The sequence below is a fragment of the Nocardia terrae genome (assembly GCF_009760405.1).
Lineage (GTDB): Bacteria > Actinomycetota > Actinomycetes > Mycobacteriales > Mycobacteriaceae > Nocardia > Nocardia terrae.
In genome coordinates this window covers 170,278-193,497 of record NZ_WRPP01000013.1, presented here as the reverse complement: position 1 = coordinate 193,497, position 23,220 = coordinate 170,278, and the positions used below count along the sequence as shown (strand labels likewise).

Sequence of the window (23,220 nt, the reverse complement as noted above, 5' to 3'; positions counted from 1 at the left end):
TAGGGTCGAATGCATGGAGTGGAGTCTTCATTCGGCAGAAGAGCTTTCGGCGGCGATGCGGGCCGGTGAGGTGACCTCGGTGGAGCTGACCGAGGAGGCGATCGCCCGGATCGAGCGGGACGACAAGGCGATCAACGCCATCTGCGTGCCGGACTTCGAGCGGGCGCGGGCCGCCGCTCGCGAGGCCGATGCGGCGCGGGCTCGAGGTGAGGACCGGCCGCTGCTCGGGATTCCGGTGACGGTCAAGGAGTCCTACAACATGGCCGGACTGCCCACGACGTGGGGCAATCCTCAGTTCCGGGACTATGTTCCGGCCGAGGACGCGCTGGCGGTCTCGCGGGTGAAGGCCGCGGGCGCGGTGGTTCTCGGCAAGACCAATGTGCCGTTGATGCTGCAGGATTGGCAGAGCTTCAACGAGATCTACGGCACCACCAACAACCCCTACGATCACGGTCGTTCGCCCGGCGGTTCCTCCGGTGGCTCGTCGGCGGCGCTGGCGGCGGGATTCGGGGCGCTGTCCCTGGGCTCCGATCTCGCGGGGTCACTGCGCAACCCCGCGCATTTCTGCGGTGTCTACGCGCACAAGCCGACCCTCGGATTGTGCGCGAGCCGGGGCATGGTGCCGCCGCCCGTGGCGGCACTGCCGGCCGAGATCGACCTGGCCGTCGTCGGTCCCATGGCACGCACCGCCCGCGACCTCACCCTCCTGCTCGACGTCATGGCCGGACCGGATCCGCTGACCCTCGGTGTCGCATACGAATTGGCGCTGCCGCCGGCGCGTCACGAGCAGCTGGCGGACTTCCGCGTCCTGGTCATCGACGAGCATCCGCTGATCCCGACCGGCGCGGCCGTTCGAGCCGGGCTGAACCGGGTCGCGGACGCGCTCACCGCGGCGGGCGCCCGCGTCGAACGGCAGAGTCCGCTGCTGCCCGATCTCGCCGAAGCCGAGAACCTCTACACGCAACTCCTGGCTTCGAGCGCCGCGGCGCGCATGCCCGCGGACCGCTACGAGCAGATGCGGACGGTCGCCGCCGAACTGCCCTCGGACGCACAGGGTTCCGATACGGCCTGGGTGCGGGGCGCGGTGCTCAGCTACCGCGGCTGGGTCGAGGTGAACAACCGCCGCGAACTGCACCGCCAGAGCTGGCGGCGGCTCTTCGCCGAGTTCGATGTCGTGGTGTGCCCGATCACGCCGACACCCGCGTTCCCGCACGACCACAGCACCGACATGATGCAGAAGCGAATCGACATCGACGGCGTCGCATACCCTTTCGGCGACCAGCACATCTGGCCCGGCGTGGCGACCATGCCCGGTCTGCCCGCCACCGCCATCCCCACGGGTCTCTCCCCCGAGGGGCTCCCGGTGGGCGTCCAGCTCATCGGCCCCATGTTCGAGGACCGCACCCCGCTGCGGCTGGCCGAACTGCTCGAGCAGCGGATCGGCGGTTTCCAGCCACCGCGCTAGAGCCACCGCATCCTGTCACCCCGATTCCGTACGGTGGGGCGCGTGATCGACGAATCCACGTTCCCACTGCCCTTTCTCGAGTCGTACCGGGTGGCGGTCACGCCGCCCCGGACGCTGCGCGAACTGCAGATGATGCAGATGAGCGCCCAGATTCGGGCCAAGCCACAGTGGTTCGTCAAGATGCGCGACGCCGGCCTCGTCGCCAAGTGGACGACCGAAGCGTCCGAGCAAGGGCTGACCGAAGCCCAGATTCGTTACGTGCTCGCGGAATTGGCGCACTACGCCGACCTCCGCGACGAGCACACCGGCATCGAAGTGGCCGCCGTCGACGGGGTGTGGCAGTCGGACTCTTTGATCGATGACGAGCTGAAATCCCGGCTGCGGGCCGCGGTTCGGGTACTCGAGGACGTTCCCGAGGCCGAGCGCGACTGGCACCCTGGATCGAACGAGCAGGTACTGGACCTGGTCCATCCCTCCCTGTTCTGCCTGGTCCGCGGGGTGAGCGTCACGGACGACTCCGCCTGGCCCACTCCGGGCGAGCACGATGCGCGATACGCGTTTTCGGAGAAGTTCCAATGGCTGCCCACCGACGTCGAGGTCGACGCCGACGGTGCGGCCGTGTTCCGCTCCTACGTCAACAACGTCCACCCGGTAATCCACCGCGACCTCGAATCCGTTCTCCCGCTGCTGTTCACGCGCCTGCTACCACTGTTCGAGAACGTCCTCACCGATCTGCGTCACCCGCGCCCGCTGCGGATCACACCCAATCCCTATTCCTGGTATGTGGACGAGCCTCGAGACCCCTCCGACAGCGACGAGGACATGGACGAGGAGGCGGCCGAGGCCGCACGGGAGGCGTACGAGGAAGCGTTGGACGAATGGTGGGACAATCGCCGCCCCCTCGTTCCCGACGCCCCCGAATTCACCCCGCCGCCCGTCCCGGACGACTCGGCCCGAGTGGACCTGCGAGCCCGCGACCTCCAGGTCATCGTCAAACTCGCCAACATCCACCTGACCCCCGACCAGCCCGAATACCCCGGCGGCAGCTGGCATGTCGAGGGAATGATGAACGAACGCATCGTCTCCACCGCCCTCTACTACTGGGACACCGACAACATCACCGACAGCTCATTGAGCTTCCGAACGGCCATCGACGACCCCGACTACGAACAGAACGACTCCCCCGGCATGCGCGATGTCTACGGCCTCGAGGACGAGGACGCCCTGAACCAACTACTAGGTTCCGTCCCCACCCACGCCGACCGCTGCCTGGCCTTCCCCAACATCCTCCAACACCGAGTCTCCCCCTTCCGCCTGGCCGACCCCACCCGCCCCGGCCACCGCAAAATCCTCGCCTTCTTCCTCGTAGACCCAACGGTGAAGATCACCTCCACCTCCGACATCCCACCCCAACAACCGTGGTCCCCCACAACCACAATGACCCGCCCCCAAGCCGAAACCTACCGTGAAGAACTCATGCACGAACGAAAGTTCTTCGTAGACAAACACAACGGCGACCTCTACGAACGAGAATTCTCCCTCTGCGAACACTGACCCCCCGTGTGAGTCATGGGCCTGAACGTGCACTGAGCCACCGAAACCGGCAGAAAACTGACGTCCAACAGCGATCTGTGCACGAATAGGCCCATCCTCAGGTTCCTCACCTGACCACCGCTCGGAAATCGATCGTGGACGCGGCTCCACCCTGGATAGGCCCGCCACGCAGCCGGACTTCGGCGCAGCCTGACGAGAACGATGTCACGACTTGCGAATACGACCGCAGGGGTCAACGCGGATAGCCGATTTCCTCGAGATCGTCGTGTAGGTCCGACAGGCGGACCGCCGGATTGATTCGATCTATGACGGCCGGGGTCAGTGGTTGCAGCTCGTATACATGCTCGACGGCGGCGAGGTCGAGATCGACCTCGTAATAGTCTGCAGCCCAAAGGCGGTACGCCTGCGGCGTTCCTTCGAGCAGTAGCTCGAACAGACCCTGGCCGCCAAGATCTGCCGTCGATACGCCCCACTCGTCATCGCCGGGTTCCCTCCAGAAGCACACGGTCGCGAGTGGTGCACCCTCGTGGTCGGCAAAGGCCGGCTCGGCAACTTGGGATTCGAAGACGCTCGGCACTGCTCGCAGGACCTGCTGCGCGTTCGGCGCCTCGTGATCGAACCCCCGTCCATAGACCCCGGCCGCGGTGAAGACGATGAACCAGTCGTTGCCCTGGCCATCGCGCATCGACGCCATCTCCTCGCCTTCGCCCCATGCGGAGTTGAACGAGTAGTACCGGCTTTCCCAATCCGGGCTGACGATCGCATCCAACATGGCCATCGCACGGCATCGGTCACGAAGTGCGGAAATCTCGGGCAGGCGACCCAGCAGTTCTTTCACGTCGCCATCCAAACGCAACCCTCCGACAGAACGGGTGCTGGCCCCGCGGGTCAGCCGAGTTGTTCGGCCAGGCCGATGATGATGTCTTCGGGGCCTCGGATGTAGCAGAGGCGGAAGATGTTTTCGTAGTTCTCTATGGTGCCGACGAGTTCGGCGCCGTAGGGGCGGAGGCGAGCCAGAGTGTCGTCGAGGTTGTCTACGGCGAACATGACGCGGCGGAGGCCGAGGGTGTTGGCCGGGGGTGGGGTGGGGTGGGGGCGGATCGGTTCGGGGGTGTGGAACATGGCCAGCTCGATCTTGCTGTGGCCGTCGGGGGTTCGGAGCATGGCCACTTCTTGACTGACGTCGTCGAGGGCGATGATGCGTTCCACCCAGCGGCCCTCGACCGGGCCCCGGTTTTCCAGCTCCATGCCCAGTTCCACGAAGAAGGCTATGACGGTGTCCAGGTCCTCGACGACCATGAGGACGTTGTCCATGCGCTGGATGGCCATGGGTCGCTCCTATTCGTGCTCCGTGGTGTAGCTGAAAGCCACTGTGCGGGTGGTGGGGTCGGCCGTATCGAGGCGGACGCGGAGGTGTCGGCCTTCGGGGGGATTGCCGGCGCACTTGGCGAGGACGGGCGGGTCGGCGATGAAGATTTCGGCGGGGCGGGTGCCGTTGGCCTCCCGGAGGACGACCGCGTCGAAGTCGGTGCCGACCCGGGGAGCGAGGACCGTGGCCTCGGTGAGGTCGACGCAGGCGCGTTCGACCTTGCCGGCCACCGCGTCGGTGCGGCGCATGGTGTCGACCACCGGAGCGAGGCCGTCGCGAACCCATTGGGGGACGGGGGTATTCGCGCAGTGGGACAGGCAGATCTCGGTGGCGTAGCGGTCGGCCAGGCGGCGCAGCGGGGCGGTGACGTGGGCGTAGGCGGCGCCGATCGCGCTGTGTTGCAGCGCATCCGGGGATTGTCCGTTGAGGATGGTGTAAGAGGCGCCGCGCAGCAGGGTGGTGGCCTCGGACATGAGGACCAGGGCGGCGGGAGTGTTGCAGTCGAGGGTGGCCAGCATGCGGGCCGCGGATTCGGCCGGGGGCCAGGGCACGCCGACCGCGGCGGCGGTGCGGCGCATGGAGTCGATGGCGGCGGGCGCGGGCGGCGGCATGGTGCGCAGCAAACCGACGTGATCGGGGTTGCCGGAGCCGTTGGAGTTATTGCCATCGAGCATGATTCGGGCGGCGCACATGCCGGTCAGCAGCGAGACCTGCTCGTTCCAATCGTCGGCGGCGGTACGCGGTTCCACCGCCAATTGCCAATGATCGATTCCGGTTTGCTCGTCGTCACGGATAACCGTCTGCGCGGGCAGGCGCAAAGTGATGGCGCCGCGCCCGATTCCCGCCTCGATGCGCAGGCGGCCGAATTCCGGAAGGGCGGCGATGGAGGGATGGAGACGGCCCGCGTCGGCGGCGGCCTGCACCTTCGCGTAGTCCAGGCGGGCGCGGGAGCGGACCAGGGCGCGGGTCACCGAGAAGCGCAGCGGCACGGCCTGCTCGTCGCATTCGATGGTCCACAGCGCGGCCGGGCGATCCACCCCGGGCAGCAGGCTGGCACGATCCTCGGACAACACCAGCGGGTGCAGCGGGACGGTGCCGTCGGGGAAGTAGAAGGTCTGCCCGCGGGTCAGGGATTCGCGGGCCAGCGCGCCGCCGGGCGCGATGAGCGCGGCCACATCGGCGATCGCGTAATAGAGGAGGAATCCGCTCGGGGTGCGTTCCAGGTACAGCGCCTGGTCCAGATCCATGGCACCCGGGGGATCGATGGTGACCAGCGGAATCTCCCGCCGATCGGCTCGGGCACCCGCGAACGCGTCGGCCGCGTCGCGGGCCTCCGAGACGGCCTCGGAAGGATAGTCCGAGGCCAATCCGAATTCGGTTCGAACGGCGCCGAAGTCCACCGGCGCCGAGACGATCCGCTGATGCAGTTCCACTGCGAAGGCTGACCCTACTGCAGGGCCAGCATCGTCCCGTTCAGCTCGTTGAACGGACCGTACACCGTGAACACCACGCGGCCATCCGGATACTGCGACGACATCGCCGCCGCCGAATCCAGGGCCTCCCCGAAGGACGGGGCAGAGGGATGCGGCAGGTTCGCGATGACCTGCCCGAAGTGATTCTGTGCGACCCACTGCGTGTCCGCCGGGGTGAGATCCACCTGCACCCCACCCGGCAGCGGGGTTATGGCGACCGCGGAGGCGGACCCGGAACCCAGCACAACCGAAACGGAAGCGGCAGCGGCAAGAAGCGCACCGACTGCCAGTTTGCGAGCAATTCGCATTTAGACGAGACCTGCTTTCCGACGTTTGTTGAGCCCTTCGCCCGTTGCGGACCGCAACGGAACTTTCCAACGCGCAACACTTTATGACGTCGATCACGTTCGGTGCTAGTCAAGAGCAGATAACCCGCTCGACACGCCGAGCCGCGCCGAGACGTGCGAGGTGGCGCGCCGCAATTCTCATCCAACTCGTCGGTCTGCGCACGCGAACGAGAGAGCGGCGTCGATCACGTCGCCCTCCCGCTACCGGTGTCTTCTAGTGGCCGCGCAGCCCGTCCGGGAACTTCTTGCTGAAGAACTTGAACCCGTACGCGATCCCGAACAGGACAACGATGGCCAACGGCTGAATCACACCCGCCATGACTTACTTCCTCATCTTCTATCCGTCGCACGCGCCCGGGCCCGGTACCCGCGCTACGCCGACTCCTTGCCCGCGCCCGGATTCCCGGACGCGTTCGTCTTTCCTTGTGCGCCGGGCTGTTCCAGCGCCGCGAGGGCCTCGCGGATGCCCGGCTGGGCCAGCACCGACATGAGTTCGCCGACCGCCGCGGGGCCGAGGGTGGGCTGTTCCACGGCGGGTTCGGGGAGCTCGGCGGCCGATGCGCCCGGTTGCCGCTCCGGCGGCGTGCTGCGCTCTAGAAACCTGAGCAACTCCACGGGAAACGGCAGCACCAGCGTCGAATTCTTTTCCGCCGCAACTTGAACCACGGTCTCGAGGAATCGCAGTTGCAGCGCGGCCGGGGCCTTGCCCATATTCGCCGCGGCCTGGGCCAGTTTCTCGGAGGCCTGCAATTCGCCCTCGGCGGAGATGATGCGGGCCCGCCGCTCCCGTTCGGCCTCGGCCTGGCGGGACATGGAACGCTTCAACGCGTCGGGCAGGGCGACATCCTTGATCTCGACTCGATCGATGTGCACGCCCCAGTTCAGCGCCGGGCTGTCGATCATCAACTCCAGGCCCTTGTTGAGCTGCTCGCGATTGGAGAGCAGATCGTCGAGTTCGCTCTTGCCGATGATCGAGCGCAGCGAGGTCTGTGCCACCTGCGCGACCGCGAACAGATAGTCCTGCACTTCGATGAGCGCCCGCACCGGATCGACCACCCGGAAGTACACGACCGCGTCCACCCGGACCGTCACATTGTCGCGCGTGATGCCCTCCTGCGCGGGCACCGGCATGGTGACCACCCGCATGGACACCTTCTGCATCTTGTCGACCCCGGGAATCAACACCCGCATCCCCGGTTCTCTGACCGCCCGCACCCGCCCCAACCGCAGGACCACACCGCGCTCATACTGCGCGACAACCCGCACCCCCGACGCCAACGCGATCCCGCCGATAACGACAATCGCGCCCAGCCACGCCATCAACAGATACAGAACATCCATTGTTCGCTCCGCGAAACTATTTCCGCGCCATCGGAAATCCGATGGTGTGCCTCCATCATGGCACCGGAAGATCGACCGGGCGAAGAGATAACAAACCCGCAACACTCGGTTGCGAGGCGGACGAGTCGGTCTGTAAGCCGGATCCTGTCCCGGTGGCGAGCCACCGGTGGCGACCATCCATCTGGACACACCGTTGCCGGGTGCCTCGAGCGGTCCACCCGCAGGCTCGGGCGAGCAGCCCTCGGACACCTGCGCAGTCGCACTCTCGCGAGTCCGACCTTCGACCTTGCTCCGGGCGGGGTTTACCTAGCCGCACCGGTCACCCGGCGCGCTGGTGCGCTCTTACCGCACCGTTTCACCCTTACCGGCGGTGCACTTCTCGCGAAGTGCGGCCCGCCGGCGGTCTGTTTTCTGTGGCACTGTCCCGCGGGTCACCCCGGGTTGCCGTTAACAACCGCCCTGCTCTCCGGAGTCCGGACTTTCCTCGGCGAAAGGCGGCGGCACAGCGCGTGCCCGTTCCTCTCGCCGCGGCCGCCCGACCGACTCGTCCGCGGGCACCAAGGTACCGTAGGGCCCCATGGAGCGTGTCGAGGTGGGGTTCCCTTCGGGTGGCGAACAGTGCGCCGCATGGCTGTATCTCCCGGATGGACCGCCCAAGCCGCGCCCGCTGGTGGTCATGGGTCACGGGCTGGGGGCGGACCGGGAAATGGGGTTGGATCGGTATGCCCGGCGCTTCGCGTCGGCGGGAATCGCGGCGCTGGCCTTCGACTATCGATATTTCGGGGCCAGTGGGGGCGAGCCGCGCCAGCAGATCAATATCGGTAAGCAGCGCGAGGACTGGCATGCGGCCATCGCCTTCGCGCGCACCATCCGCGGCATCGACGCGACGCGAATCGCACTGTGGGGCAGTTCTTTCGGTGGCGGGCACGTGCTCGCGGTCGCGCCCGAGGACCATTACATCGCGGCCGTGGTCGCGCAGTGCCCGTTCACCAGCGGCTGGTCCTCGGCCATGGCGAAGGGGCCGCTGAGCCTGGTCAAGACCGGCACCCTGGCGGTCACCGACCAGCTGATCGGGCCGATCATCCGGCGGCCCATCACCGCCCGGCTGGCCGGCAAGAAGCATTCGGCGGCCCTGATGAGCGCCGCCGACGTGCCCGCCGGATTCGGCCGCCTGGCCGAGGAGAGCAGCCAGTACCGGCCGAAGGTGGCGGCGCGCGTCGGCCTGTCGACACTGTTCGAGAATCCGACCCGGCACGTCAAGGACATCAAAGCGCCTGTGCTGTACGCGATCTGCGACAACGACTCGGTGGCCCCGGCGGGCCCGACCCTCAAGGCGGCCGAGCGCACCAAGCACGCGACGGTCCGGCGCTACCCGATCGGGCATTTCGACATCTACTTCGACGACTGGTTCGAGAAGGCCGTCTACGACCAGACCGAATTCCTGATGGCGACCCTGCGGCCCTGAGGCCGAAGGGATCTCAGAGGTACGAGGTGTCGTTGACCAGGCGGACCGACGAACCGCCGTCCGGGAAGAACTCCGCGATGGACAGCGACGCCAGATCCAGGTGCAGCCGGTACAGCAGCGACGGGCCGACCCCCAGCGCCAGCTGCAGCATCGTCTTGATCGGCGTGACATGGCTGACCACAAGCACATTCGCGCCCGGATACAACGCCGCGAGATCCCGGCGCACGCCCTCGACGCGCTCCCGCACCTGATCGAAGCTCTCGCCGCCGGGCGCGGGCACCGAGGGATCGCCGAGCCACCGGGCGTGCAGCTCCGGATCGTGGTCGCGCGCTTCCAGGAAGGTCATCCCTTCCCACGCACCGAAATCCGTCTCGATCAGCCCGGGCAGCTCGCGCACCGGCAGCCCGAGCGCGCGAGCCGCCGCTTCCGCGGTCTCCTTGGCCCGGCCCAGCGGCGAGCACACGATGGCCTCGATACCGCCCTTGGCCGCGAGCATTTCCGCGGCCGCGGCCGCCTGGTTGCGGCCCAGCTCCGTCAAAGGCGGGTTGCCACGGCCCGAATACCGGCGCTGCACGGACAATTCCGTCTGGCCGTGACGTAGCAGCAGCAGCCGGGTCGGCCGTCCGACGGCCCCGGTCCATCCCGGCGACGGTGCGGCACCGGCGGCCTTCGCCTCGCTGTCGACCACACCGCCCGCGACGGCCGCGCTGATCTCCCCCAGGGCCGCGGGGCTTTCCGCCACCGCGCCGATGATCTCCGCCGCACCCAGTTCGGTGGGTTCGTCCGCGGGAGCCGTCGCCAACGCGGTCCGCACCTCGCCCACGGTGTCGGCGTCGTCCATCGCCTCGTTGGCGAGCTTGTCCGCGTGCTTGTTCTCCTTGCGCGGAATCCAGGTGAACGTGACCCGGTCGAATCCGGCCACCAGCCGCCGGGCTCGATCCGCCAGCGGAATCATGCTCTCGTGCTTGACCTTCCACCGCCCGGACATCTGCTCGACGACGAGCTTGGAGTCCATGCGCACGGCGACCTCGCGGGCCCCGAGCTCGGTGGCCGCCTCCAAACCGGCGATCAGCCCGCGGTATTCGGCGACATTGTTGGTGGTGACGCCCAGGTACTCGCGGCGCTCGGCCAGCGGACGCACATGCTCGGCATCCCACACCACCGCGCCGTATCCGGCCGGTCCCGGATTCCCGCGCGACCCGCCGTCGGCCTCGACGATCACCATGTCCACCAACGCTGTTCACCTTCCGTGCCGGTCCGGAGCTCGGCCCGAACCGGGGCGGGCCGGATCATGATGGTTTCGCCGCGGTGCGGCGTCGGGTCAGAGCCCGGAGTGCTTGGTGCGCACCAGGATCGCGCTGCACTCGGGGCAGCGGACGACCACGTCGGGGGCGGTCTGGGTGATGCGGGAGATCTCGCCGCGGTCGAGTTCGATGCGGCAGGCGCCGCAGCGGCGGGCCTGTAGCAGGGCCGCGCCGACGCCGTACTGGGTGCGCTGCTTGTCGTAGGCGGCGAGCAGGTCGGCGGGGAAGGCGCCGGACAGGGCGGCGCGGTCGGACTCGCAGCGCTGCTGGGCCACGGCCAGGTCGGCGAGGGCCTCGTCGCGCCGGCGCTCGGCGTCGACCAGGTCGGCCTCGGCCTTGTCCAGGTTGGCGCCGGCGTGGGCGTGCGCGTCGGCGGTGGCCTCGCGCTGCTCCATCACACCGAGCAGGTCGTCCTCGAGGACCTTGCGGCGGCGTTCCAGGCTGCCCAGCTCGTGCTGCAGTTCCGAGAGCTGCTTGGCGCCGACCGAACCGGAGGTCAGCATGCCGCGGTCGCGTTCCTCACGCTTGCGGACCGCCTCGACCTCGCCCTCCAGCTTGCGGATGTCGCGGTCCAGGTCGTCGATCTGGATCTCGACCTTGACCGCTTCGTCCTTGCGGGCGGTGCGCTCACCCTCGAGCCGCGCCACCTCCTGCTGCTCGGGCAGCACCTTGCGGCGATGCTCGATCCGCGTCAGCTCGGCGTCGACGGCGGCGAGGTCGAGCAGCTTGGCCTGGATCGATGGTTCGGCATTCAACGCGAAGGTCTCCTGAACGCTAAGGACGAATTAACAAGACACCTACCCTACCGGCACCGGCGGGCCGAATCTGCCAACCCGCCTTCTAGCTGGACATTCGATCGTGACGATCAGTGGTCGTCGGCCGCGCCGACGGTCCAGGGGTCGGTGCGGATGGCCGACACCCGGGTTTCCAGGCCGGGCAGTGCGGCGCGCACCACATTCTCCGCCTGGGCACACCACGGGAACTCGGTGGCCCAGTGCGCGGCGTCGATGAGGGCCGGGCCGCCCGCCCGCAGGTGCTCGTCGGCGGGATGGTGGCGCAGGTCGGAAGTGACGTAGGCGTCGACACCGAGACGAGAGACCTTGCCCAGGAAGGAATCTCCCGCGCCGCCGCAGACCGCGACGGTGCGGATGACGCGGTCCGGGTCGCCCGCGGCGCGCACGCCCCAGGTGGTGGCGGGCAGCGACGCCCGGACCCGGGCGGTGAACTCGCGCAACGTCTCCGGGGTCGCCAGCTCGCCGACGCGGCCGATGCCCAGGCCCGACGGCAGTTCCGCGCGCTCGGTGACGTGGTAGGCGGGCTCCTCGTACGGGTGGGCGGCGTGGAGCGCGGCCAGGATCGCGGCGCGACGGGACGGCGGCGCGACCACCTCGAGGCGGTCCTCGGCGACCTCGTGCAGTTCACCGGGTGCGCCGAGGGCCGGGTTCGCGCCGTCGAGCGGGCGAAACTGCGCGGTGCCCGCGACCGTCCAGGCCGCGTCGGAGTAGTGCGCGCTCAGGCCGGCCCCGGCGGCGAAGAGGGCGTCGAGCACCTCACCGCTGTGGGTGATCGGGACGGCCACCACCCATTTGTCCAGTGCGGTCAGCGGTTTCGGGTCCAGCGGGCCGGTGACCCGCAACCCGATGGCCCGCGCCAGCGCGTCCGAGACGCCGGGATCGGCGGAGTCGGCATTGGTGTGGGCGGTGAACAACGCGCAACCCGAGCGGATGAGCCGATGCAGCAGAGCGCCTTTCGGCGTGCTCGCCGCGACCGTGTCCACCCCGCGCAGCAGCAGCGGATGGTGCACGACCAGCGCCTGCGCGCCCCACTCGAGGGCCTCCGCCACCACCGCCTCGGTCGCGTCGACCGCGAACAGCGCCCGCGACACCGGCTCGGCCGGATCGCCGCACACCAGTCCCACCGAATCCCACGATTCGGCGAGCTTCGGCGGATACGCCGCATCCAGCGCCGCGATGAGATCCGCCAGCCGCACCGTCGTCACGACAATCTCCCAACTCTCGGGGGCTCGCAGGGGCATCGCCCCTGAAACCCCAGCCCTGTTGTCCGCCTGTTCACAAGCCCACGTCGCGAATGGCCGCGACCAGCCGGTCCACCTCGGCGGCGGGCCGCACCGCCACCCGCAGGAAGCCCGCGTCCAGCCCGGGGAACGTATCACCGCGACGCACCGCGATCCCCTTGTCCGCGAGCTTCTTTCGCAACAATTCGGCATCCGGGACCCGGATCAGCAGGAACGGCCCGGCCGCGGGCTCGTGCACCTCGATGCCCAGCTCCCGCAGCCGCGGAATCATGGCCGCCCGATCGGCCGCGATGGTCTCGGCCTTGCGCCGCGACTCGGCGACGGCTCGCGGTTCACTCACCGCCGCAATGGCTTCCAGCTGCAGCGTCCCGAGCGGCCAGTGCGCGCGGCCGTGATTCAACCGGGCCAGCACCTCGGGCGCACCGAGCACGTAGCCGCAGCGCAGCCCCGCCAGCGCCCAGGTCTTGGTGAGGCTCCGGAACACCAGGACATCCGGAAGGCTCTCCCCCGCAATCGATTCCGCCTCGTCCGGGACCGCGTCGGCGAATGCCTCGTCCACCACCACGATCCGCCCGGGCCGCCGCAGCGCCCGGATGTCCGCGGCCGCATGCAGCACCGACGTCGGGTTGGTCGGATTGCCCACCACCACCAGATCCGCGTCCTCCGGCACCGCCACCCCGTCGAGGGTGTAGGGCGGTTCCAACACCACGCGGGTCACCGGCACCCCCGCTTCGCGCAGCGCCAACTCCGGCTCGGTGAACGACGGATGGATCACCGCCGCCAGCGCCGACCCCAAACGCGGCAGCATCGCGAACCCCTCCGCGGCCCCCGCCAGCAGCAGCACCTCGTCGACGGCCCGCCCGTGCCGGGCGGCCACCGCCGCCCGCGCCCGCCGCTCGTCCTCGCCCGCCGGATACCGCCCCAACTCCCCCAGCCGCCCGGCCAGCCGCTCCCGCAACCACTCCGGCGGCGCGCTCCCCTGCACGTTCACCGCGAAATCGACCATCCCGGCCCGCGCCTCCACGTCCCCGTGATGGCGCAGCCCGGCACGGTCGAATTCGTCGAGTTCGGTGTCGTCCGGCACAGCCGTCCACCCTACGTGGCCGGTGTTCGCGGTCACCGGCCAGAATGGCTGTCGTGGGCGAGCTGCATGTGACCTTCATCTGCACCGGCAACATTATTCGGCGCGCTTAGCACCCCCAGCTAAGATGCGTCAAACGCCCAGCTCAGACCCTATAGGCAATACCAACGATGCACAGCCAATCACAACGGTTGATTGCGGCTACTTGCCGAAATCTTGCCATCGGCAAACCAAGAGGGAGCAACGCACCAGCCACGCAAAACGATCTACCTAGGGCTCACATCCACGCAAGCAAGGAGCCCCGACATGCGTTCATTTCCCCAGATCATGACTGAGCACCTGGCGGCAATCCGGAAGTCCTTTGAGATAGATCCCGATCCGCTAGTTGAGCCGTTCAACTTTCACGATCAGGCAGGCGTGTTTCTCCACCTCCTGGAAAAGATGAGCAATACCCTGGACGAGATCAACAGGAAGCTACCGCCTAGAGCGTGAAGCGCTTCCCCTTGACCGTCCACGCTCCACGCCCCCTGTCTGTGATCTGCCAGCGGCCTTGCCTCTGGGAATCCACGATCAACCCGCGAGCCTCCAGACGGGCCACAGCAGCACGAGTAGACCAAGACGTAAGCCCAGCCTCACGGGACAGCTGATCAACCGTCATCAGACCACCCACGGACAAGATAGCCAACACGGCGAAGTCGGCCGCAACACCAGACGGCTTCATGCCAACCTCACCGATGGACGGCAGATAGACCGACGCGGCTGCACTGACTCCACATCCACCGTGTCAGCCAGGAGAGCCACAAGCGGCGCGCTCAGGTGATCAGGGCTAGGCACAACCACCGCGTCCACATCCGCTACCCGAACCTGATCCACCAAGCCGAGAACCGAGAACTCCGGCACGATCACCAAGACGTACCCGAGTCTGCGGCCCAGCCGACGACACTGCGCTACGTCCCACTCCAGAGCGGCCCCGGAAACCTCAGGGTCTATGTACAACAACGCCGTTGGGTTCGCTCGCATGGTTGCCCCTTCCGCCATGAAAGAAGGTTCGCCGCTGGCAACGGTGGCAAGGGACAGGAAAGGGACAGCATTGCCCGCTCACCTCAACCTTTTCCACCTGCACCACGACCGGCACCGGACTACCCTCGAGACATGGCGAATGTTGGGCAGCGCATCGCGGCAGAGCGGAAAATCGCTGGGCTAGGGCAACGCCAGCTGGCGCAGAGGTCGAACTACTCCCTGTCCATGATTAAGGCCGTCGAACAAGGCCGTGAGCCAGCATCGCCGGGGCTTACCTCCGCAGTCGCCAAAGCCTTGCGTATCTCCCCCGACCAACTGACCGGGGCACCCTACGACGACGGCAAACCACTGTCCGACGCCGTTAACGCCCTGTCTGTGTTGCTCGCAGAGGGCCGATACGCCCGAGCGGTAGACCCAGGTCCCCTGTCCCAGATTGAAGCCGATCTAGAGGCAGCACAGCAGCTTTACCGCAACGACCGCACCAGGCAGACAATCGAGGTACTTCCAGACCTCATCCGACGTATCCACGGTGCCGTACGGGAACTGTCCGGGGTTGAGAAGGCCCGCGCCTACACCCTGTTGACTTCCGCCTACGTGCTTGCCGAATGGTCTGCCCGCAGGACAGGGCACCTCATGTTGGCTCTCCCCGCCCTGGACCTTGCAGACGGCTACGCCCCTCTCGCCTCAGACTCGAACTATGGGGCGTTCTCCGCCCTGGCACGGGCACGACTGCTCACCCACTACGGAGAATCCGAGATAGCGGGACAGCTCATCACCTCAGCTATCGACGGGGCAGCCAACACCCGTGAGGGCATGGTGATAGCCGGTTACTCCCACCTTGCCGGAGCGATCAACGAAGCACGGAAACTCAACTACCCCAACGCTATAGACCACATCCAAGCGGCCCGAGACCTCGCTAATCAGACCGGCGAGACAGACATCTATATGACTGCGTTCGGACCGTTGAACGTCGATATCCACGCGCACGCAATCGAACTGGAGTCCGGAGACCCGAACAAGGCGGCACTTGACGGGGCGAAGCTCACCCACGGGCCAGACGCTCCACCGACCAGGATTGCCCACCACTGGCAGGACAACGCCCGAGCATGGCTCATGTCGGGGAAGCCGGACAAGGCGCTGGTGGCACTGAACAAGGCCCGTGTTGCCGCACCGCAGCAGACCCGCTTGCATCCCTCGGTAAGGGAGACGTTGCACGGGATTGCCGCAGCGGAGAAGCGTAGAACTGAGACACTGGCAGGGTTCGCGAGCTGGCTGGGGACCAGCATCTAGCCCATCACCATCCCGAAATACATGTTTAACGGCATGGGGATGGAAGACCCGAAAAGACCCCCGACACCCATCCCTGCGCTCTACCCTCCCGACCATGCATGTCTTCGAGATCAAGAGCGCTGAACTACTCGCCGAGATCAAGCAGCAGGCCGACACGGCAGGCATCACCAACGGGGCAATCGTGTCCCTCATCGGTGCCGTGGACTCATTCACCATCTCCACCATGCCTGTGCACGACGCCTCCGCCGACATCATCAGCACGTACAACATGCCCGCCGAAATGCACGGAACAGGCGAAATCCGCGACGGGGTAGTACATGTTCACGCCACGATGGCAGTGCAAGGCGACCGGGGCATAGCGGGACACCTCCACTCGGCACAGGTAGGGCACTGGTTCGCTCGTGCCTACGTGCTCCCCGCCTAACCAATCGGTAGCATCCCCCGCCGAAGGTCCAACACCCTTCAGCCTCAGCCCCTCCAGCCAATCCGCCAGATGCCGCCGGAGGGGCTCAGTGCTACAGGCTCTGTGTCACGCCTGGTGTGAACCAAACAGCCCAACTGTCTACATGATTCGCAACATGCCTAGTGTTCGGGACTGTGTCGCAACAGGATTGAATGGCCTGTGACCCAGGCAACCGAGGCCGGCTGTTGAAGATCACCCGGTCAGCAGCATGTTTCCTGAATCCGCGGTGACCTATAAGGCCCAATCGACATAGCCGGACTGCATGAAATCCCTGAGATCACCAGACCAGTAGCGAGCCCTACCCGCAGCCTTCGAGAACCTAGGCCCCTTCCGCTCCACTGCCCATGCCCTCATCGTGTGCGGCGAAACCCCCAAGTACCCTGCCGCTTCCTGCCGCGACAACCAGCGATCTTCCATCATGAGCGGCACCCTAGCCATCGTGAACTGTTGCCCTTCAACCGATCACGTAAACCGGATTAACAACTATCGTCGCCCCCATGGACGACGTAGCCGCAAGCTTCCACCAAGTCCGCCAATCCCTAGGCGACCAGCCACTAGCCGACCACTTCAAAGGCGTCAACGAGAAGCTAGACCGACTCACGGACGGGATGAACGACATCCTTGGACAGCTCCGGCAGCTTTCCTCTCTGGACCAGTCCACGTAGCGCAAGCCGCCCGTAGATACACGAAAAGCGGCCCCCTGGGACCAATCTCCCAAGGGGCCGCACACATGCTCAGTTACTCCGCAGACTGGGCAGACACAGACCCGGACTCCTCCAGCTCCTCCTCCGCGTCCCTACGCCGATCAATCTCCGCCTGAAGCTCCTCAGTGCTGAAAGCCTCCAAGCCCTCACCCGGAGCACCCTCAGCCGAATCAGCACCGTCCTCCGGCACAGAAACACCCTCACCAACGCCGAAGATGTCCGCCAAGCTGAACACGGCCTTATCAGCCAAACCGCCCAGCATCGAACGCAACGGATCATTACCCATAACCAACACTCCCTAACCAATCAATACCCCAGGGCCATCTATAACCCCAGAGCCTATACCAATAGGCCCACCCACACGAGCAAAGCCCAATTAACTACCATTCGCGAGAAGTAGGAAACCGATCAACACAATCAACGCGAATAGAATCTCTATACTCATCAACACTACGATTACCGCGAGCGGTATTACAACGCTTATGCGAAGCCCTCAACTCTCCGAAAAGATAACCGCCTTTAGAAACAGGCTTCACATGATCAGCTTCGAAAGAATCTGGATGAGGATAAGGAATCGAGTAGTCAATAGGCTCATCGCATAGATGGCAAGGCTCACGAAGTCGCTTCAATCTTTCCCTATTGCGCCTATGCCGTCTATGGCCTGTATCAGTCCTAGCCATAGCTATGGTTCACCCCCTTTCTCTGCATGTGTGTCGAGATGAATTGGAAAGACCTTCTAATTTGGCCGTAGGCGAATCGGAAATGATTGACCATACGAAGCCAAGGGCAACCCGGGAAAGTGGCCCTACGTCCAAATCTGAGCCCCTTAACACCCACCTAGTGACCCCTCCCCACCCCTTAGCGGATGCCCCTCAGGCTTTGCATCCACTCGCACGCGGCAATTGAAAAAAGGCCGTCCCGACTGAGCCAAGTGGATTTGACCAGGGCATTTGACCGGCCTAACTGCCCGTACCAATTGCCGTACCGACTAGAAAACACACGGACAGACAAGCGGCTGCTAAGCCGTCTCCCATTCGTAAACAAATCGGTCCCCTTCGTCCGCGTGAGGGTTAGGGGTATCATCCGGGGTTTCATTTTCGAACACTACCCGGAATGCCTCCCGGATAATCTGACGACTGTAGGTCGATTTGGGGTAGGCATGTACGCAAATGATTTGCTCGGCTGTGCAGTCTGCGGCTTTAACCAATTCGACTCGCCAGGACGCTTCTCGCTCTTCCTTGGTTGGTGCGGCGGCTTCAAGCTCCGTAATCCGCGCTACGGTTTGCATGTACTGCCGGTGAATCTGCGCGAAGGAAGCTCCCCGAGCATTTGCCTTCTGCACTTCCAATTCATGCAGGCTGTCTTTAAGTAGCTGCAACTCGTCAATGTTTGGATTGCGAAGCTCGGCCTTCGAGGAGTGTTCGACGGCCGGTAGTTCTTGCCCTGGCAGGCTCCAAACGGTTCGCCTCGGGGTGGTGCTGATGTTCTCGAATAGAACACCGATATTCTTGGATGCCCGTTTCATCTGGGATTCGCTGTAGCCGCTACTGTGAGCATCGTGCATGAGCTTTTCGCGGTCGGTTGGTCCGTGCTGGGCTAGATATTCTCTCAGCCAGTCGGCAGGCTTCAAAGGTGGTTCCACTTCTTCACCCTTCTTTTAGGAGGCTTGTCCCGAGTAGCATCGCGAAGCCTTGGATAGTCACCATTTGCGCATGGAGGGTTTTTGCGAACTCAATTCCGGCTGCTGTATCCGTGTAGAAGTTGCAGGTTTCCCAGTAGGCTCGGTGCACTTCAGCGTTTACGTCTAACGCTATGCTGAGTAGTTTCTGTCTTGGGTCTTCGGTGGTGGCTTGCATTTGACTTTCTCGTCCATTGGGGTGCGGGCCACGGAAGCTACTTAGGTTTCGTTTCCTGCCCGCTCTCAGGTGGAATCAGTGGACACCCGAGCCGATATATTGAGTGGGGTTAGTCGCCGAAATTCAAGACGATCCGCTTGCGCACCCAGCACACATACGAGCCGGTCATATTCGCAGGCTGCCAAGGTACAAGTATTTCATACCCCAGCTTCTCCAGTTTCTCGGCCTTCTCTTTCAGGCCGACGCCATTGGTTACGGCTAGCGGTTTAGAGCGATGCATGATCTTGCAATGCGACACATGGGTTAGCACCTTCATGGCCCGGTCAGCACGAATGGGGTTACGGTTGACAGACAGGCGGTTCATTGCTTATTACGACTCTCTCGAATTTCTCGCCAGAAATGCACCTGAGCTTCGATCGCCAACTCTTCCGCGCTGAATTCCTCCAGGGAACCGCCCTGATGTTTGGAGCGGATAAGCGCGTCAGCCTCGCGGTCCATACGGTCATATTCTTCCGAAAGGTCATGGTAGGTTCCGGGGAAGAGTCGAGGCTTAGCGCCAACCTCGCTAGCCGCCCGAGCTAGCGCAATCTCAAATTCCTCCGCAGTCTCATAGTGGTTCACTCGCTGAAAGTCATATGCACCCGGTCCGGTAGCTTTGCGCTGAATGCTGTAGAGCTTGGGAACGGTAACGGCAATCCATTGTTCAACGGTGAACTCGTATCGAGCAAGAAGGCTAGCCTTCGGGGCGTTGCTCATATTCTCGTCAATACTTCCCGCGAGGGTTGCGCCGAGATATCCGCGAATAGCCTGCTCAACGCTGCGAAGCGTATTTCGCCGCTGTTCTCGCTCCAGCTTCTTCCGTGGCGTCTCATCAATATTGTTCTCATCTGCCATGAACAAGGAATCATGCTCCTTGGCGTAAATGTTCGATAGCTGAGACAGCCATTCGATGGAATTGGCGTAGGCAGCGTTTCGAACCAGCTGGCTCGCTGCCGCAACCTCAGTGCTGTACTTGTTCTGAACAGTCGGTAGGTTCTCTTTGCAAATCAGCTGCCAAAGAACCGCCTTAAGGTCGGCCACATCACCGTCAGAGGAGAGCGCTTCGAGGGCTTCAAAATCTACACGCGTTGCCCGTGCGGCATATTCGTCTTCCAGGCTGCCGAACCGCTGCCCGATCGTGTGAAGGCTCTCCAGCTCAGTAGCAACCCCAGTGAGAGGGATTCCGATACCGGCGACAGCGAGGAGAAGGTTACGGGTCTCCTTGTCCTTAAAATGGTGTAGATGTGCGATCGCCTGGTTGGCAGTTACGGCGGTGTTCTTCTTAGTCAAGGTCTATCTCCCAAATCTTATCTGGTCTACATACGGAATGCGATACACGCGGCAATGATCAAAGAAACCGTCCCGATGATCGCGAAAATGAGGGTTACCGGTCTCATTGGCTGATTCCCTCCCAAGGGTTCGTGCCTACGCACTTCGGGTACGCGGTGCGAGGGTTAGATACTCCGTACCCGCGTCGATAGCTGTAGTGGTATGGCTTGCAGTCTTCGCCGTATGGCCGTTCGTTCATATGGAACCACTCAGCCTTTCGAGCGTTTAGCTCAGCGAGCTTGGCCAGCTCTGTAAACAGGTTTTCTGTCATGTGTTAACTTTGACTTCCTGGTATTGATTAGATGCTCTTCACGCAAGGAGAGTGCGGCGAACGCGGAGGCAAGAAATGGCTCCGCCTGCAACTCTGCAAGTCCAATCGGAAATGTCCTACCACCGCGGTTATGTAGAATTGCGTAGCCCGGCACGCTGTTACGATCCAAAATCTTGGTTACAGTCCAATTGCCGCAGGTGCTAATACCAAACTCCTCAGCATCGGTGATCGCATCGCATAGACTTTGAAGTTGGGTAAAACTCAGCTTCTTACGGAGGAGTCCACCCGACACCACGGCCCATTTCGCCGATCCTGAGCCGGACTTGCTCTTAACCCGGACTACCCACCCAACTTCCCGATCGAAATTCCATGCCTCATTCGGTGTCATTGACTTCGAGTGTTTCTGTGCGGTAGACGGTCGGGCGGATGAATCTCGGCATATCGCTTGGTTTGCGTCGATTCCCGCCCCAGTTGGAACCATGGTCTTTCATTACCGCTTCCAATTCGCTGAGCCGGTACATGTTGAGTCCATGCTTACGCCTTCGGGTGATTAGCCCTCGGTAGTACCACTCGCGGATTGTTCGCTCTGTGCGACCGATTCGATGGGCCGCTAGCATCTCCGGGAGTTCTTCCACGGTGTCAGCCTCCTCGATTGATTGTTACAAGGAGTCTGTCATTTTGGATTCCGGAGTTCTTTTCAAGATGTCCAATAGTCCATCTTGCTCAGTCCCGGACCTGATGCAAAACCACATTCCTAGCCGCAGCACGCTTAGAAGATGGCTTCATACGCGGAGGAGGACGAAGAGCGGACCAATCCACCGCCTCCACGTAATCCCTTCTGATGCCTACGAAGGAACCGCACCCAACACAGGCAAAGGACCAACCGTCCTCCGTCGCAAAATACGCCATAGAGCCGCAATGATGACAGGCCAGAACAAGGCACCTAAGCCCACTCGTGCAAATGCGGTGCTCACCTAACGCTAGGGAGCGCCCGCAGTAATAGCAGTCAGTACGGTTGAAAACCTCCCCGGACTCCATTTCCCACTCACCTCCCCATCGTTGAAATAGCGATTCCCGGCTCAGAATCAAACGCTGAGCCATTTTTAGGGCGTTCGGGTACATACCTCTAGGTTCGATGGATCTAATCCCGGAGAATGGCTCTAAGACGTAGTGTCCCGAAATGACACTTCAGGCGGCTACGCCGTGACGCGGAGGAAGGGGAACGAAGTTCCCCGACCCAAAGCGTCCATCTCCGGTTAGCGCTTCTCCTGGTCCCTAACCCATCCCAGAAGACCAACTAGCCCATCCCAATCGTCATCCAACCGCCAATCGGTAAATCTGACGTTGTTATACCACCAGGGCTCTAAGTCATACTCAGCGTCCAAGCCCCTGGATTCCATCTCGAAGTAGATTTCATCCCGAAGCTCATCAACCGACTCCTGTTCTCTGCCCTTCTCCGCGTCCGAGTCGTCAGACTCGCTCTCACTACTAGAGAGATATTTACTAAGAGTAGAAGTACTAATACTAGTAGTATTCTCTTGGTCTTCTAATGCATGCAGTTTTTGCACACCGTCGAGTGCATTTTCTGCATACTGCCGTTCGTCCTCATCGTTGGAGTGTGCGTTTTCTGCACAGTAGTGTGCATTTTCTGCATACTCCTCTGGTAGGTCTGGTGTGTATTGTGTACACACTGCCATCGAGTTCAGCCGCTCGGATAGAGAAGCCTCCGGAACCTCCCGCGCAGTCCTCAGAGTGCACCGCAAGTCCGCCTTCTCCGCGTCAGTGAATGGAATATCCGAAACGTGGTAGTTCATGTTCACTAGCTGGTTACGCAGACCGGTAACCGGCTGTCTAACCAGGTACCCACTTCTCTCCGCGTCCGCTATAGCTCCCATGACCGTCCTTCGGTTTAAGCCCAGACATTCGGCTACCAGGGCTTTGGAGAGCTGGTAACGCTCATCGTGGGTCATCAGGAAACACATGACAGCTTTCGCCCTGAGGGACAGGCGCGTTCGGTGAAATTCGTTGCGAATCACCGTGAAGCCGTCTCTTGGCTTGTTGTGGCGCTTCACCTCGAACCGTGGCGGGTCTTGCTCCTTGGACAACTCGACCACCTCAGGCTGGGGCTTCGCCGCGAATCCAGCGGGTCAAGTCTTCGGGGAAGATTCGCCAACGTCCTCGGGGAGCCCTCCTCTGATAGCCCTTCAGTTCGCCGGACAGTAGTGCTGCGTAGATTGAATTCAGGTGACATCCGGCAATCTCTGCGGCCTTCGCGGGTGTCATGGTCGTAGGCATTGCGTGTGCTCCTCTCGGCTTTTCTGTGGTCCGTTGTGGACGAGAGGAGTTCACACCACCTGTCCGACAGTGCGCCCGGCTCGACCAGGGAGAACAGGGGATAACACCTGGTCAACGACCTTTGCGGGCGGTGTTGACCGGCTCCCCATTCGATCCGTGTCGTCATGCGGTCGCACACAGACCGAACAGCCTTGTTGTCCACGCCACTAAACCGACCGTTTAGTTTGCGTTGAAGATTGGCAACACTGTAGGTCTGGAAACATGCCAGCAAACCAACCCGTCGAAGCCTGGCGCTCCTGGTATCAGGAGGTCACAGGCGGCGACAGCTACAGGACCGTAGCCGCTCGAATCGGCGTCGAACACACGACGCTGTACAAGAGACTCAACACCAGCGGCGGAAAACCCAACCCGGAAACAGTGATCGCGATCTGTCGCGCCTACGCCCATCCCGTAATCGTTGGCCTGTACGCAACCGGCCACCTCACCGCGTCAGACCTAGCCGTGCCCCTCAGTACGGCGA

26 protein-coding genes and 1 other RNA gene are annotated in these 23,220 nt (G+C 63.6%); 7 read left to right on the top strand and 20 right to left on the bottom strand.

Features of this window, described 5'->3' with window-relative positions:
- Positions 1–13: 13 nt before the first annotated feature.
- A complete protein-coding gene (locus GPX89_RS40455; RefSeq protein ID WP_157393061.1) occupies positions 14–1,465 on the top strand; it encodes an amidase in 1,452 nt (483 codons plus the stop codon).
- A gap of 42 nt (positions 1,466–1,507) precedes the next feature.
- Positions 1,508–3,019, top strand: coding sequence for a DUF4246 domain-containing protein (locus GPX89_RS40450; RefSeq protein ID WP_328602877.1), 1,512 nt, complete (start codon positions 1,508–1,510; stop codon positions 3,017–3,019).
- Between the two features lie 232 nt (positions 3,020–3,251).
- Here the strand turns inward: GPX89_RS40450 and GPX89_RS40445 are convergent, their stop codons facing one another.
- From GPX89_RS40445 to rnpB, 6 genes are all read right to left on the bottom strand, one after another.
- A complete protein-coding gene (locus GPX89_RS40445; protein ID WP_198347813.1) occupies positions 3,252–3,857 on the bottom strand; it encodes a hypothetical protein in 606 nt (201 codons plus the stop codon).
- A 50-nt stretch (positions 3,858–3,907) separates the two neighbouring features.
- On the bottom strand, positions 3,908–4,348 hold the full coding sequence (locus tag GPX89_RS40440) for a VOC family protein (RefSeq protein ID WP_157393059.1): 441 nt from the start codon (positions 4,346–4,348) through the stop codon (positions 3,908–3,910).
- A gap of 9 nt (positions 4,349–4,357) precedes the next feature.
- Complete coding sequence (locus GPX89_RS40435) at positions 4,358–5,821, bottom strand: RNB domain-containing ribonuclease (protein WP_328602876.1); 1,464 nt, start codon at positions 5,819–5,821, stop codon at positions 4,358–4,360.
- A gap of 14 nt (positions 5,822–5,835) precedes the next feature.
- Positions 5,836–6,105: a hypothetical protein gene (locus GPX89_RS40430; RefSeq protein ID WP_328602875.1), complete on the bottom strand. Its 270-nt coding sequence runs from the start codon at positions 6,103–6,105 to the stop codon at positions 5,836–5,838.
- A gap of 474 nt (positions 6,106–6,579) precedes the next feature.
- Complete coding sequence (locus GPX89_RS40425; protein WP_456237945.1) at positions 6,580–7,527, bottom strand: slipin family protein; 948 nt, start codon at positions 7,525–7,527, stop codon at positions 6,580–6,582.
- Positions 7,528–7,665: 138 nt separating this feature from the next.
- Positions 7,666–8,095: RNase P RNA component class A (gene rnpB, locus GPX89_RS40420), an RNA gene on the bottom strand.
- Positions 8,096–8,125: 30 nt separating this feature from the next.
- Here rnpB and GPX89_RS40415 point away from each other — a divergent pair.
- Positions 8,126–9,013: an alpha/beta hydrolase gene (locus GPX89_RS40415; protein ID WP_157393057.1), complete on the top strand. Its 888-nt coding sequence runs from the start codon at positions 8,126–8,128 to the stop codon at positions 9,011–9,013.
- Between the two features lie 13 nt (positions 9,014–9,026).
- Here GPX89_RS40415 and GPX89_RS40410 read toward each other — a convergent pair whose 3' ends face one another.
- The 4 genes from GPX89_RS40410 to cobC all read right to left on the bottom strand — a co-directional run bounded on the left by GPX89_RS40410 (position 9,027) and on the right by cobC (position 13,436).
- Positions 9,027–10,238: a bifunctional RNase H/acid phosphatase gene (locus GPX89_RS40410; protein WP_157393100.1), complete on the bottom strand. Its 1,212-nt coding sequence runs from the start codon at positions 10,236–10,238 to the stop codon at positions 9,027–9,029.
- Between the two features lie 96 nt (positions 10,239–10,334).
- Positions 10,335–11,072, bottom strand: a complete 738-nt coding sequence (locus GPX89_RS40405; protein WP_157393056.1) for a zinc ribbon domain-containing protein — start codon at positions 11,070–11,072, stop codon at positions 10,335–10,337.
- A 110-nt stretch (positions 11,073–11,182) separates the two neighbouring features.
- Positions 11,183–12,316 carry a Nif3-like dinuclear metal center hexameric protein gene (locus tag GPX89_RS40400; RefSeq protein WP_328602874.1) on the bottom strand — a complete coding sequence of 378 codons (1,134 nt, stop codon included), beginning with the start codon at positions 12,314–12,316 and terminating at the stop codon, positions 11,183–11,185.
- Positions 12,317–12,386: 70 nt separating this feature from the next.
- Positions 12,387–13,436: an Rv2231c family pyridoxal phosphate-dependent protein CobC gene (cobC, locus tag GPX89_RS40395; RefSeq protein WP_328602873.1), complete on the bottom strand. Its 1,050-nt coding sequence runs from the start codon at positions 13,434–13,436 to the stop codon at positions 12,387–12,389.
- A gap of 303 nt (positions 13,437–13,739) precedes the next feature.
- Between cobC and GPX89_RS40390 the strand changes: the two genes are divergently transcribed.
- A complete protein-coding gene (locus tag GPX89_RS40390; protein ID WP_157393054.1) occupies positions 13,740–13,925 on the top strand; it encodes a hypothetical protein in 186 nt (61 codons plus the stop codon).
- On the opposite strand, the gene GPX89_RS46405 is transcribed toward GPX89_RS40390, so the two are convergent.
- A complete protein-coding gene (locus tag GPX89_RS46405) occupies positions 13,915–14,154 on the bottom strand; it encodes a MarR family transcriptional regulator (protein ID WP_407939561.1) in 240 nt (79 codons plus the stop codon). The two genes, GPX89_RS40390 and GPX89_RS46405, sit on opposite strands and share 11 nt — an antisense overlap.
- Positions 14,155–14,585: 431 nt before the next feature.
- On the opposite strand from GPX89_RS46405, the gene GPX89_RS40385 reads away from it, so the two are divergent.
- Together GPX89_RS40385 and GPX89_RS40380 are read left to right on the top strand one after the other, a co-directional pair.
- Positions 14,586–15,743 (top strand): helix-turn-helix domain-containing protein, encoded by a 1,158-nt coding sequence (locus GPX89_RS40385; protein ID WP_157393053.1) that lies wholly within the window; start codon positions 14,586–14,588, stop codon positions 15,741–15,743.
- Between the two features lie 94 nt (positions 15,744–15,837).
- Positions 15,838–16,167 carry a PCC domain-containing protein gene (locus tag GPX89_RS40380; RefSeq protein WP_157393052.1) on the top strand — a complete coding sequence of 110 codons (330 nt, stop codon included), beginning with the start codon at positions 15,838–15,840 and terminating at the stop codon, positions 16,165–16,167.
- A 270-nt stretch (positions 16,168–16,437) separates the two neighbouring features.
- On the opposite strand, the gene GPX89_RS46400 is transcribed toward GPX89_RS40380, so the two are convergent.
- On the bottom strand, positions 16,438–16,623 hold the full coding sequence (locus GPX89_RS46400) for a helix-turn-helix transcriptional regulator (RefSeq protein ID WP_407939564.1): 186 nt from the start codon (positions 16,621–16,623) through the stop codon (positions 16,438–16,440).
- Positions 16,624–16,703: 80 nt separating this feature from the next.
- Here GPX89_RS46400 and GPX89_RS40375 point away from each other — a divergent pair, with 80 nt between their 5' ends.
- Entirely contained in the window at positions 16,704–16,871 is a 168-nt protein-coding gene (locus GPX89_RS40375; protein WP_157393051.1) for a hypothetical protein, read from the top strand.
- Between the two features lie 73 nt (positions 16,872–16,944).
- On the opposite strand, the gene GPX89_RS40370 is transcribed toward GPX89_RS40375, so the two are convergent.
- The 8 genes from GPX89_RS40370 to GPX89_RS46390 form a co-directional block, all read right to left on the bottom strand.
- Positions 16,945–17,196: a hypothetical protein gene (locus tag GPX89_RS40370; protein ID WP_157393050.1), complete on the bottom strand. Its 252-nt coding sequence runs from the start codon at positions 17,194–17,196 to the stop codon at positions 16,945–16,947.
- Positions 17,197–17,290: 94 nt separating this feature from the next.
- The gene (locus GPX89_RS46395; RefSeq protein ID WP_407939560.1) at positions 17,291–17,590 is read right to left on the bottom strand and encodes an HNH endonuclease; all 300 of its coding nucleotides are present in this window, start codon (positions 17,588–17,590) and stop codon (positions 17,291–17,293) included.
- 338 nt (positions 17,591–17,928) lie between these two features.
- The gene (locus GPX89_RS40360) at positions 17,929–18,552 is read right to left on the bottom strand and encodes a hypothetical protein (RefSeq protein ID WP_157393048.1); all 624 of its coding nucleotides are present in this window, start codon (positions 18,550–18,552) and stop codon (positions 17,929–17,931) included.
- A gap of 323 nt (positions 18,553–18,875) precedes the next feature.
- The gene (locus GPX89_RS40355; RefSeq protein WP_157393047.1) at positions 18,876–19,130 is read right to left on the bottom strand and encodes a hypothetical protein; all 255 of its coding nucleotides are present in this window, start codon (positions 19,128–19,130) and stop codon (positions 18,876–18,878) included.
- Entirely contained in the window at positions 19,127–20,095 is a 969-nt protein-coding gene (locus GPX89_RS40350) for a hypothetical protein (RefSeq protein WP_157393046.1), read from the bottom strand. Before GPX89_RS40350 ends, GPX89_RS40355 begins: the two co-directional genes overlap by 4 nt.
- 269 nt (positions 20,096–20,364) lie before the next feature.
- On the bottom strand, positions 20,365–20,793 hold the full coding sequence (locus GPX89_RS40345; protein ID WP_157393045.1) for a hypothetical protein: 429 nt from the start codon (positions 20,791–20,793) through the stop codon (positions 20,365–20,367).
- Between the two features lie 868 nt (positions 20,794–21,661).
- Positions 21,662–22,510: a helix-turn-helix domain-containing protein gene (locus tag GPX89_RS40340; RefSeq protein ID WP_157393044.1), complete on the bottom strand. Its 849-nt coding sequence runs from the start codon at positions 22,508–22,510 to the stop codon at positions 21,662–21,664.
- Positions 22,511–22,520: 10 nt separating this feature from the next.
- On the bottom strand, positions 22,521–22,688 hold the full coding sequence (locus GPX89_RS46390) for a helix-turn-helix domain-containing protein (protein ID WP_407939563.1): 168 nt from the start codon (positions 22,686–22,688) through the stop codon (positions 22,521–22,523).
- Positions 22,689–23,220 lie beyond the last annotated feature (532 nt).

Excerpts from the sequence above, each read along its gene's own strand:
- GPX89_RS40455 (WP_157393061.1), top strand. The coding sequence starts at position 14 with ATGGAGTGGAGTCTTCATTCGGCAGAAGAGCTTTCGGCGGCGATGCGG.
- GPX89_RS40440 (WP_157393059.1), bottom strand. The coding sequence starts at position 4,348 with ATGGCCATCCAGCGCATGGACAACGTCCTCATGGTCGTCGAGGACCTG.
- GPX89_RS40425 (WP_456237945.1), bottom strand. The coding sequence starts at position 7,527 with ATGGCGTGGCTGGGCGCGATTGTCGTTATCGGCGGGATCGCGTTGGCG.
- GPX89_RS40415 (WP_157393057.1), top strand. The coding sequence starts at position 8,126 with ATGGAGCGTGTCGAGGTGGGGTTCCCTTCGGGTGGCGAACAGTGCGCC.
- GPX89_RS40410 (WP_157393100.1), bottom strand. The coding sequence starts at position 10,238 with ATGGTGATCGTCGAGGCCGACGGCGGGTCGCGCGGGAATCCGGGACCG.
- GPX89_RS40390 (WP_157393054.1), top strand. The coding sequence starts at position 13,740 with ATGCGTTCATTTCCCCAGATCATGACTGAGCACCTGGCGGCAATCCGG.
- GPX89_RS46405 (WP_407939561.1), bottom strand. The coding sequence starts at position 14,154 with ATGAAGCCGTCTGGTGTTGCGGCCGACTTCGCCGTGTTGGCTATCTTG.
- GPX89_RS40385 (WP_157393053.1), top strand. The coding sequence starts at position 14,586 with ATGGCGAATGTTGGGCAGCGCATCGCGGCAGAGCGGAAAATCGCTGGG.
- GPX89_RS40380 (WP_157393052.1), top strand. The coding sequence starts at position 15,838 with ATGCATGTCTTCGAGATCAAGAGCGCTGAACTACTCGCCGAGATCAAG.
- GPX89_RS46400 (WP_407939564.1), bottom strand. The coding sequence starts at position 16,623 with ATGGAAGATCGCTGGTTGTCGCGGCAGGAAGCGGCAGGGTACTTGGGG.
- GPX89_RS40375 (WP_157393051.1), top strand. The coding sequence starts at position 16,704 with ATGGACGACGTAGCCGCAAGCTTCCACCAAGTCCGCCAATCCCTAGGC.
- GPX89_RS40370 (WP_157393050.1), bottom strand. The coding sequence starts at position 17,196 with ATGGGTAATGATCCGTTGCGTTCGATGCTGGGCGGTTTGGCTGATAAG.
- GPX89_RS46395 (WP_407939560.1), bottom strand. The coding sequence starts at position 17,590 with ATGGCTAGGACTGATACAGGCCATAGACGGCATAGGCGCAATAGGGAA.
- GPX89_RS40355 (WP_157393047.1), bottom strand. The coding sequence starts at position 19,130 with ATGAACCGCCTGTCTGTCAACCGTAACCCCATTCGTGCTGACCGGGCC.
- GPX89_RS40345 (WP_157393045.1), bottom strand. The coding sequence starts at position 20,793 with ATGACACCGAATGAGGCATGGAATTTCGATCGGGAAGTTGGGTGGGTA.
- GPX89_RS46390 (WP_407939563.1), bottom strand. The coding sequence starts at position 22,688 with ATGACACCCGCGAAGGCCGCAGAGATTGCCGGATGTCACCTGAATTCA.